At 53.3% G+C, this 7,485-nt stretch carries 5 protein-coding genes and 3 pseudogenes; 6 read left to right on the top strand and 2 right to left on the bottom strand.

What is annotated here, in order from left to right:
* Window positions 1-504, bottom strand: a pseudogene (locus GCE01_RS16755) (autotransporter adhesin family protein); the annotation flags it as partial.
* 366 nt (window positions 505-870) lie between these two features.
* Between GCE01_RS16755 and GCE01_RS16155 the strand changes: the two are divergent.
* The 4 genes and pseudogenes from GCE01_RS16155 to GCE01_RS16140 all read left to right on the top strand — a co-directional run bounded on the left by GCE01_RS16155 (window position 871) and on the right by GCE01_RS16140 (window position 5,465).
* Window positions 871-1,640, top strand: a pseudogene (locus GCE01_RS16155) (IS5 family transposase).
* Window positions 1,641-1,937: 297 nt separating this feature from the next.
* On the top strand, window positions 1,938-2,459 hold the full coding sequence (locus GCE01_RS16150) for a hypothetical protein (RefSeq protein WP_237390131.1): 522 nt from the start codon (window positions 1,938-1,940) through the stop codon (window positions 2,457-2,459).
* Window positions 2,404-4,326: a Hint domain-containing protein gene (locus GCE01_RS16145; protein WP_237390132.1), complete on the top strand. Its 1,923-nt coding sequence runs from the start codon at window positions 2,404-2,406 to the stop codon at window positions 4,324-4,326. The genes GCE01_RS16150 and GCE01_RS16145 overlap by 56 nt, the downstream gene beginning before the upstream one ends.
* A gap of 56 nt (window positions 4,327-4,382) precedes the next feature.
* Window positions 4,383-5,465 (top strand): IS5 family transposase, encoded by a 1,083-nt coding sequence (locus GCE01_RS16140; protein ID WP_167386197.1) that lies wholly within the window; start codon window positions 4,383-4,385, stop codon window positions 5,463-5,465.
* A 441-nt stretch (window positions 5,466-5,906) separates the two neighbouring features.
* On the opposite strand, the gene GCE01_RS16135 is transcribed toward GCE01_RS16140, so the two are convergent.
* Complete coding sequence (locus tag GCE01_RS16135) at window positions 5,907-6,215, bottom strand: helix-turn-helix domain-containing protein (RefSeq protein WP_099213651.1); 309 nt, start codon at window positions 6,213-6,215, stop codon at window positions 5,907-5,909.
* Between the two features lie 560 nt (window positions 6,216-6,775).
* On the opposite strand from GCE01_RS16135, the pseudogene GCE01_RS17375 reads away from it, so the two are divergent.
* Window positions 6,776-6,928 (top strand): annotated as a pseudogene (locus GCE01_RS17375) (transposase); the annotation flags it as partial.
* Window positions 6,929-7,017: 89 nt separating this feature from the next.
* Entirely contained in the window at window positions 7,018-7,386 is a 369-nt protein-coding gene (locus GCE01_RS17300; RefSeq protein ID WP_099213648.1) for an IS5 family transposase, read from the top strand.
* Window positions 7,387-7,485: the final 99 nt, after the last annotated feature.

Genomic DNA, 7,485 nt, shown 5'->3' with positions numbered 1-7,485 from the left:
AGCGCCAGATTGAATCTGAGTATTGCTCACAGTTCCTTGTACGCCAATGCCTCCTCCGCTGGCGACAATGGTATTCACCGAGCTTCCACCAGCACTCACTACCAAGGTAGCATTATTGGCAACAATTCCACCGCTGAGTTTTCCACCAGAGCGAACTTTATTGGTTCCACTAAGTATGGCGCCACTAGCACCTTGGTATACACCGCCATTGGCAACTGAAACGCTTGTAGTAATACCACCAGAACTAACGAAATAAGTTCCACCAGATTGAATACTTCCTCCGGAAACTATTCCTCCGCTTTCGACTACAATTTTTCCGCCACTTTCGATGATCCAGTTACTCTTACCGTCCGTTTCGGTAAGAGATCCTCCAGACCGGATGACAATCTCTCCATTGTTTGTAACTGTCTGAAAACTCGCAGAACCCCCTGATGATATTATTTCTTGGTAATTATTTACCGTAACATTAGATACAGACTGCCCATTACTAATTACTATGGACACAAATAATCTCCCAACTTTATTATACCAAAAATCAAAGGTATAAATAAAGTTATAAAAATTATACTTTATAATACCAAAGACCGTTCTCTTTTAACAAACAAAACAATAATCTCTTTGATTTATATCAAAAACATACAACTTCGATGCGAAAATTCAAAGAACCCTTGATTGGAAGCGCCTGGCTCGTTCTTCCGAACTGGGGACGTGTTGGTTATAGATTCCCTGAGCCGCCTGCGATTTGTGCTTTGAGAAAACGGGGGGATATCCCCTGCTGGACGGTTCTGGAGACTGTTCGGATGACTAGTTTAGGGCCTGTTAGGCCTTAAAATAGGTAGTGAACCGCCCAGCTCATCTGTGATGAGCATGATGCAGTCTGTATTTTCCGATGATGCGTGGTCGATCTGGGAACCAGTGATCGAGGCGGTCCGTCCGAAAGGCAAAACCCCGCCTCGCGATCTGTGACGGACCCTGTCGGCGACTTTCTGGCGCCACCAGAACGGGACGAAGTGGCGATCCATTTCTGCGAAACTCGGCCCTTGGTGGACGGTGGCTCAATTCTTCATCCGTTGGATAAAGGTCGGCGTTTGGCAGGCTCTGTTTGAACAGGTGAAGGGTCAGGATCCGGCATTGGGTATGGCCTTCCTTGATGGTACGAACATTCGGACTCATCATAAGGCGGCAGAAGCGGCCCAAAAGGGGGATTCAGAGGAAGCCAAAATGATCGTGAAGCACTTGGTCGCTCGCGTGGAGGTTTTGACAGCGAAGTCTGCGTAGCCGCAGATGGCCATGGAAAGGACCTGCCTTTTACCCTGACGCTAGGTCAGGCCCATGAACTTTCCCCAGCCATGGCGCTCCTTGACGCATTGCCGTACGCTACGCGCTACTACGCCTCGAACCAGATCCGAGAATCCCTGTGGGAAAGGGGCTCACACCCGCTCGTCCCGACAAAACGCAACGAGCCGCAGGTATCCTGCCCCAAATGGGCCTATCGGTACCGACATCTGGTCGAAAACCTATGAGCACGTCTCAAGGAGTGGAGAGCAATCGCTACACGATACGAAAATACCGCCACATCCTTCATGGCCGTCATCTGCATCGCTGCAACCATAGATCATCTCAAAACCTACAGGTCTTAGGTATTCTTTTGATATTGGAATGTGATCACATTAAAAAGCGTGATTATTCCACGGGTTTTCAATTCTTTTTTTTGCGGATTAGTTTCGTCGCTCATTCGTAAATAAAACATTAAAATTCTGCCTATTATCTCCGTTAAAAAAAGCTTGAGCTCACGTTTCCGCAGTGTTTACATTTTCCTCTCACCGCCGCTGCTCCCATAAAACTGACGGGTAATTGCAGTGAGGACAGTTCACTTGGCCAGGGCGTGAACCCTTTCACATTCCGCTCAGTGACTGATGATTGAGGATGCACACGCAATGGCGACTTATAATGTTTCCTCGGGGCAAGTCGCCTCGAATGTTATCTCGGCTGGCGATATTGAAATCGTCTCGAGTGGCGGTGCAACGCAGGACCAATACAACTACGGTCAGCGATTTGTTTCGTCGGGCGCCATCGTGCGGAACGGTGTGGTCAGTGGTGGTGGTAAGGATTACATTTCCAGTGGCGGCTCTTCCTACCAAGGTGTCATTTTGGGTGGAGGTATTCGTTACGTTTCTGGCGGTGGAACGGCCAATAATCCCTATATTCGTAGCGGCGGTACTGTCAGTGCCGCTAGCGGGGCAACTGTTCTTGCTGTTAGCGCTTTCAGCGGCGGCGTTCTAAGCGCTGCTGACGGTGCGGTCATCAGCGGAGGCACTGTCGCAGCAGGTGCTGCTATTACGGCGGCGTCAGGTACTATTCTAACGGGTACGATCACGAACTCCAGGAAGCATTTCGGGAGGTGTGCTCTCGGGGGCTGGCACTACATTAGTAGTCTCTTCCGGTGCAACTCTTGCTAACCAAACGATTGGAAGTGGTGCCTCGGCTACTCTTCAAGCGTATGCAAGCGCCGGAACCAATCTTGTTATAAGTGGTGGTACACTGGATCTGTACACCAACAATACGACTAGCACGACTATTGTTGGTACTGGCGGTAACTTCATTCTGGAGTCTGGTGTAACCTTTACGGCTACCAGCGGAAATTACGCTACCAGCGGAAACACAATTACCGTTAATTCGGGCGCTGTTCTGTCTGGCTCGCGTATTTCTTCCGGTGGTACGATAAATGTTCAGGGTGGCGTTGTATCCAGCACTGTAGTGGATGGTGGAACGCTGAATGTTTACACACCTACCGGCGGGACGAATAATACAACTTTCACGTCGAATGGTGGTGTTGTTAATCTGGAATCTGGATTTAAAGATACCAGAACCTGGACCGTCTCTAATAACGTTACCTTCAATGTTCTGAGTGGTGCCGCGATCTCCACCCCCACAGTTCAGAATGGCGGTACTGTAGCTGTTGCCTCGGGCGGTACGATTGCAGGGCAGGCAGTTGTCTCTTCGGGCGGTACTCTGGTTGTCAACGGCACTGTTGGCAGCAATAGCATCCTGCTCTCTGGTGATGGTGCGCGTTTGGTTGTCAGCGGCACCTCCATGCCAACCAATACAATCTCTGGCTGGTCTCCTAAGGACACGATCGATCTTGCCTCCATTCCGCAGGCCAGTGTCACCAGCGTCACTACAACATCCACTGGCATCACGTTCTATACTTCCGGCGGCACGTACTCTCTCAATGTACCGGGCGCCAGCAGCTACGGTTACACCCTGTCGTCTGACAGTAATGGCGGCCTGATTTACACGACGTGCTTTGCAGAAGGCACATCGCTCACGACGCCAGACGGCGAAGCAACCGTCGAGACCCTCGTGCCGGGTACGCTGGTCATGACGCCCAAAGGCGCCATGCCCGTCAAATGGCTGGGTCATCGCTCCATCACGGTCGCCGACCAGCGTGTGCCAGAAGAAAACTGGCTCGTCCGCATCCGCGAGGGCGCTCTCGCCGATGGCGTTCCGTCCCGTGATCTGCTGGTCACGCAGGAACACTGCATGGTCTTCGAGGGCAAGCTTGTTCCAGCCCGTATGCTGGTTAACGGTGTCTCGATCCTGATTGATCGCACGATCAACAGCTACACCTATTACCATGTAGAACTGGAGAGCCATGAAGCGGTCTGGGCTGAAAACGCACTGACCGAGAGCTATCTCGATACAGGGAACCGCAGCCAGTTCGACAACCACACAGTGACCGCAATCTTTGGCGGTTCAAAGGCTGCTGGTTCGGAAACACTGCCATTGGAGACGTCCCGGGCGTTTGTCGAGCCGATCCATGCCACGATTGCTGCACGTGCTGCAAGTGCTGCGCCTCAGCCCGAGCTGACGACGGATCCAGATCTGCACCTGGTGACAAACTTTGGGCAGATTATCCGTCCGCTGCGTCAGGCGAACGATCGGGTCATGTTCATGATTCCGGCCGCTGTTGAGAGTGTGAGCCTCGTTTCACGGAGCAGTCGTCCGAGTGACACGATCGGACCGTTCGTGGATGATCGTCGCAACCTGGGCGTTCTAGTTGGCGACGTCTCGCTTTTTGCATCCCGAAAGACGGTCAGGCTGACAGCGCATTTTTCCTTGTCTCACCTGTCAGGATGGCACGAGCTGGAATCATCAAGATACCGCTGGACAGATGGCAATGCAGCCCTGTCGCTGCAGAGCGGAGATATCGTTAGCAGAGAGCCAAGCATTCTCTCCATTCAGGTTGTGTCCGGCGGACCATACCTTGTGGAAGATCACACTGTGCGCTCTGATCTGGAGTGTTCGAAGAACCTCTGGCTCTGAACTGTTGGCTGTGATTCCATTGTTGGTGTGATGACGGGAGGGAGGAGGGAGGATAGATGGTGAAGCAGCCCGGTTTCTTTGATGTTAAAGGTCGGCTTGCGCGTCCGAGCGGGCTTGGTGATCAACTCGAAGCCTTTTCCTGGACTGTGGATTTTGAAGTCTTCCGCCCTGATCTGGGGCAGGCCCTGGCTTATTCAGACGGACGCAAGGGCGGCCATCCGCCGTTTGATCCGGTGCTGATGTTCAAAATACTGATGATTCAGACGCTGAACAATTTGTCCGATGAGCGGACGGAATACCTGATAAATGATCGTCTGTCCTTCATGCGCTTTTCTGGTCTGGGACTGTCGGACCGTGTGCGTGATGCCAGAACAGTCTGGCTATTCCGTGAGCGCCTGACAGAGGCAGAGGCCATTGAAAGATTTCTTGAGCGCTTTGACGCGACCCTGCGCAACGCCGGGTATTTACCGATGTCAGGCCAGATCCTGGATGCCACACTGGTGGCTGCTCCAAAGCAGCGGAACACCAATGCAGAAAAAGCCGATCTTCGGGCAGGACGTATTCCTGAAGACTGGCAGGACAGAACCGCAAAGCTGTCGCACAAGGATCGTCATGCGCGCTGGACGCTGAAGTTCACGAAGGCAAAGCGGCAGGATGATGGAACCATGCCCTCCAGCGATCTGGCTATCCCATTCTTTGGCTACAAGTCCCATATCTCCATCGACCGGAAGTTTCGGTTCATCCGGAAATGGAAGACGACAGATGCCGCCGCCAATGATGGTGCGCGATTGAGAGAGGGGCTGCTGGATAAAACTAATACGGCCTCAGGCGTCTGGGCAGACACGGCCTATCGCTCCAAAGCCAATGAAGACTTCATGGAAAAGCAGGGTTTTGTCTCAAAGGTTCATCGCAAAAAACCGCAGCTCAAGCCGATGCCCCGGCATATCCAGAAATCGAATGCAGGGAAGTCGGTCATCCGATCCCGCGTCGAGCATGTCTTTGCCGATCAGAAATCGCAGACGGGGCTGTTCGTCCGAACTGTCGGTATCACCCGGGCCACCATGAGGATCGGGCTGGCCAATATCGTCTACAATATGCGTCGCTTTCTCCTCCTGGAGCGGATGAACGCGAGCGCGTAGCCATCCCACTGGCGATAGGCCGGGATCTGCTCAAAACGCAGAGCGAAAGTCGCCCCGGAAACCCTCAATCAAATCGCCAAAAGCCTGAAATCACGAACCAAGCACATCAATCAACGGTTCTTCGATCCCTCCGATTTTTCAGAATGGGATAGCTGCCCGTCATGGAACAGGTTCAGAACCGTTTGACGGAAAGAGCGTTTAACTTCGGAACGGGACACGGGCCAAACCTTTCAAAAAGGCGAAGGCGTCTCTGTTCCTGCTGATCTAGTCTTGTATCCCGTCGTCAGGATCACTAAAATCAGTGTCGGACCCATTGGAATTGCGAGTTCCTTTGGATCAAGTCCACCTTCGCCGGGGAGCGAAGATTTTGAAGGGGATGGCCTTGCCGGGCTGTCCCCTTCCTCATTTCTACTGACAATAGAGCCGACGTCAGACTGATGATCAAGGGCATCGCGCGCCAATAAGCACCCGCTCCACAGCCTGAGGCTCACGATCAATCAACATCAGCAACGTGCGGGCGGCCTTTTCTGGCATCCGGCGCTTCTGTTCCCAGTCACGTACAGCGGCGGCACTAAACCCATACCGGGCTGCAAAACGCGCCTGGCTCAGACCCGTCCGCTTGCGGATATTCGCAACATTGATTTCAGGAGGCGTCCAGACACGACCGGGCTGCACAGTCCCTTCAGCAATACCTACAGCCTGCTCCATGGAGGCAAGCAGTTCATCGGCAATGTTCATTTGCTCTGCCATATTAAGTCCCTCCCTGATCTGATCTCTTTATGCGTTCGGCCATAGATGTCATGGCTTTCTTCTGGTCTGGCGTAAGATCGTCCTGCTCATTCTTGCCGTAGATCAACAGGGCATAAACCGGAATCCGGTCACTAGCGACGTACCAGATGACCCGAACGCCGCCCCTCTTACCTCGACTTAACCCTGCAAACCTTAGCTTTCTAACGCCACCAGTTCCGGGGATAACGTCACCTTGGCGTGGGTTCTCAGCAAGCAGCCTAATAAGTTCCGCCCGTTCTTCACGGCTTAAAAGAGCATCTGCTCTCTTGGTGAAAATCGGGGTTTCTATGACTGAGTGCATAAAGGTTTGTACGGCAACGCCGCATTTTAATCAAGGGCGATCCTGAAACGGCCTCAATGCGTATTGCCGTGCTTGGCAATCCACCGTTCCTTGGCCTTCTGCTTCAAACTTGCTCGCCATTCGATTTGCGAAGGTTCATTTGGTTTTGTGGACAAAGGTTGACAGTGGACCCATGCCTTGATTCAAGGCTGTCTTTTGGAGGCAGCGTTGGGCGAACGGATTGGACTGGCGGCCGGCGCAGGATAACCGCCTCTATTTCGAAGGCATGATGTGGATTGCGCGGACAGGCTCGCAGTGGCGACACCTGCCAGACGAATACGGCAAGTGGAACAGCGTGTTCCGCCGCTATCGGCGCTGGGTTACAACTGGCATGTTCGACGCGATGCTGGAAACGCTGGCTGAAATAGTGGAGCGCGACGCCACCGCCGACATGATCGACAGCACCGTGGTCCGGGCACATCATTGTGCCGTCGGCATAAAAAAGGGGATCAGGAGACCGAGGCGCTTGGCCGATCGCGCGGTGGCTTCAGCACCAAACTCCACGCCCGATGCGATGCCAAAGGCCGCCCGCTCGGATTTGTCCTGACACCAGGGCAGACCCACGACATCCAGGGCTTCGGTCCGCTGTTCCGCATGATCGCAGACAAGATTGAGGCGCTGCTGGCCGACAAGGGCTATGACGCCGACGCCATCCGTGAGGAACTGACGAAAGCTGACGTCGAAGCGGTCATCCCCGCCAAGAGCAACCGGCGCGATCCTATCGCGCACGACCGCGAAAAATACCGCTGGCGCAACCTCGTCGAGCGTCTGTTCAACAAGCTCAAGAACTGACGGCGCATCGCAATCCGATACGACAAAACCAAGGAATCTTACCTCGGCTTTGTCAATCTCGTGTCAGTCCTCCAGTGAATACCCTTTGTCCACGAAACC

It is taken from the genome of Gluconobacter cerinus (assembly GCF_002723935.1).
In the GTDB taxonomy this organism is placed as follows: Bacteria; Pseudomonadota; Alphaproteobacteria; order Acetobacterales; family Acetobacteraceae; genus Gluconobacter; species Gluconobacter cerinus.
The sequence above is the reverse complement of the archived record's forward strand: the minus strand, read 5'-3'. Positions and strand labels throughout refer to the sequence as shown.

Coding starts and splice junctions, on each gene's coding strand:
- GCE01_RS16150 (WP_237390131.1), top strand. CDS start 1,938: ATGGCGACTTATAATGTTTCCTCGGGGCAAGTCGCCTCGAATGTTATC.
- GCE01_RS16140 (WP_167386197.1), top strand. CDS start 4,383: ATGGTGAAGCAGCCCGGTTTCTTTGATGTTAAAGGTCGGCTTGCGCGT.
- GCE01_RS16135 (WP_099213651.1), bottom strand. CDS start 6,215: ATGGCAGAGCAAATGAACATTGCCGATGAACTGCTTGCCTCCATGGAG.